This is a genomic window from Arthrobacter sp. TB 26, assembly GCF_000427315.1.
Lineage (GTDB): Bacteria > Actinomycetota > Actinomycetes > Actinomycetales > Micrococcaceae > Arthrobacter.
Genome location: NZ_AUPJ01000411.1, coordinates 1 through 2,561, shown reverse-complemented (window position 1 = coordinate 2,561; position 2,561 = coordinate 1). Strand labels below are relative to the sequence as shown.

Here is a 2,561-nt window from a genome sequence, read left to right as displayed (position 1 = left end):
GGCGGTTTCTAGGGGTCGTTGCAACACCTGGTGGTTAGGTGGTTAGTAGTAAATCACGTAGACGCTCGGCTGGGGTATCCCAGCCGAGCGTTTTGCGTGGGCGGCCGTTGAGCTCCTGAGCGACGTGTTCGAGGTCTTCAGGTCCGTAGGCGGACAGGTCGGTGCTTTTGGGGAAGTACTGGCGCAGCAGCCCGTTAGTGTTCTCGTTCGAACCGCGCTGCCAGGGGCTGGCTGGGTCGCAGAAGTAAACCTGCATTTCGGTGGCTAGGGTGAAGGTCTTGTGGGCGGCCATTTCCGCGCCCTGGTCCCAGGTCAGAGAGCCTCGCAGATGTGCCGGCAGGGCAGAGATGGTGTTGATGAGCCCGTCCCGGACGGTTTCGGCGGTGTGGTCATTTGGCAGGTGGACGAGCATCACGTAGCGGGTGGTGCGTTCGACCAGGGTTCCGATCGCGGACTGGTTGTAGGCGCCGGTGATGAGATCCCCCTCCCAATGACCGGGTACTGCGCGGTCCTCGATCTCGGGTGGACGCTCGGAGATCATGACCATCGGATCCACGAACCGGGAGGTGCGCTGTTCCCCGCTCTGGTGGTGTTTCCGGCGGGTCCGGCCGGTGCGCAGGGCTGCCTGTATTTCGCGTTTGAGTCCGCCTCTGGCCTGGACGTAGAGGGCTTGATAGATCGTCTCTGGACTCACACGCATCTCCGGTTGGTCGGGGAACTTTTTGACCAGGGTGTGGCTGATCTGCTCCGGAGACCAGCGTATGAGCAGCTTGGCCTTCACATAGTCGCGCAGGTCCGACTCGCCAGCGAGCTTGGCGTTTTTGGGTCGTGGCCGCCGGGCAGCGGCCTTCCGCTGCGCCCCGTGGGGCAGATAGCCCAACAGGGCATCGGCATTTCGGCCCAGCTCGCGGCTGATCGTTGAAGCCGAACGGCCAAGCACGCTGGCGATCGCCCGCATCGATGAACCCGAGGCTTTCAGGTCCCGGATCATCTCCCGCTCCTGCACGCTAAGAAATCGCGGGTCGATGAGTTTCTCGAGAGCCGCTGTCGGTGGGGCGAGGGCCGGCGAGGTCATAGTGGTCACACCACGTTTGTAATCGACCACCCGCCCATCAGCGTAAATGCGTCGGCCGCCTGACTTACGAATCCCCAGGTCCCACTCCGCCGCGGTCCTGGGATGCACGCTGACCGCTGCGGCCGCCTCCCGCCGACTCAAGCCGGCCTTGCGTAACCGGAAGTACTCATCCCGGCCCCGGTGAGGGCGCGCCCCCGGTTTACCATGGCTCTTCAGTCCGGCTTTACGCACCCAGCCGGCGCACGTATCGGGGCTCAATCCCAGCTCCCTGGCCGCCGCCCCCGTGCTCTTGAGCCGGTCGAACACGACGAAGAACTCATCCTTCTGCCCCTGCGCGTACTTCCTGTTGGTTCGAGGTTCTCCCGTTAAAGACGACACGGTCGCTGCAACTCCCAAAAATTCTGGGTGTTGCAACGACCGCTAGAACCCAAGCTCCCTGCGCAACGCTCTTTCCTGTGTCCGGGCTGATCCCGAATCCAATTCCTCGGGGCCGGCCGGGTCCGTTCCCCAAGGGTCCATTCCGAGGCGGCCCGCCAGCCGCGGCCAGGCCGGCCCGCGATGGACCGCTCCGGCGGAAATGTCCAGCGCGGAGCCGACCACGAAGCCGCCCGGGCCGTCTTCCAGCACCCCGACGCAGGCCACGGTCCGCTCGTTGTCCATCCGGGCCACGTGGACCACTGCGTCGAGGGCGCTGGCCGACTGCAGGCGCACCGCGTCCTGGGACATCCCGGCCAACGCACCCAAAGCAGTCAACCTCGCCGGCACGTCAGCCGCAGTGTTGGCGTGAATGGTTCCGCCGCCTCCGCTATGGCCAGTATTCATGGCAGCCAGCAGTTCACGGACTTCGGCCCCGCGGCACTCGCCAACAACCAGCCGGTCCGGCCGCATCCGCAGGGACTGCCGCACGAGCTCGCCCAAATCCACGACGCCGCCCCCTTCAAGGTTGCCGTGCCGCGCCTCCAGCGACACGACGTGCGGGTGGACCGGATTGAGTTCCGAGGCGTCCTCAATCAGGACCAGCCGCTCGCCCGGCGGGCAGAGGCCCAGGAGCGTGGCCAGCAGTGTTGTCTTCCCCGACCCGGTGGCGCCGCTGATCAGGAAGCTCAAACGGTGTGCCACCATGCGTTCCAGCACGGTCTGCAGCAAGGGCCCGAACATGCCGTTGCGCCGCAGCTCATCCATCGAGAAGACCCGGTCACGCCTGATCCTGATGCTCAGGAGTGTCCCCGCCGTGGAGATCGGAGGCAGGACAGCATGGACCCGAAAGCCGCCGTCGAGCCGGACATCGGCGCAGGGGGAACCATCGTCCAGGCGCCGCCCTCCCGCCGACACCAGCCGTGCCGCCAGCCCCCGGACCTGCGGTTCACCGGAGAACGCGACCGGCGCCCGTTCGAGTCCGCGGCCGCGGTCCAGCCAGACCGAACCAGGGCCGTTGACGAAGATGTCTGTCACGGCCGGGTCCCGGACCAGCACCTGCAGCGGGCCG

The 2,561-nt window shown here is 66.1% G+C and carries 2 protein-coding genes; both read right to left on the bottom strand.

Annotated features, from left to right (window positions below):
- Positions 1–34: 34 nt before the first annotated feature.
- Complete coding sequence (locus K789_RS0115850) at positions 35–1,216, bottom strand: IS30 family transposase (protein ID WP_128081639.1); 1,182 nt, start codon at positions 1,214–1,216, stop codon at positions 35–37.
- Positions 1,217–1,495: 279 nt separating this feature from the next.
- Positions 1,496–2,561 (bottom strand): TadA family conjugal transfer-associated ATPase (locus tag K789_RS0115845; protein WP_024367610.1); only part of this gene is annotated, 1,066 nt, incomplete at its 5' end.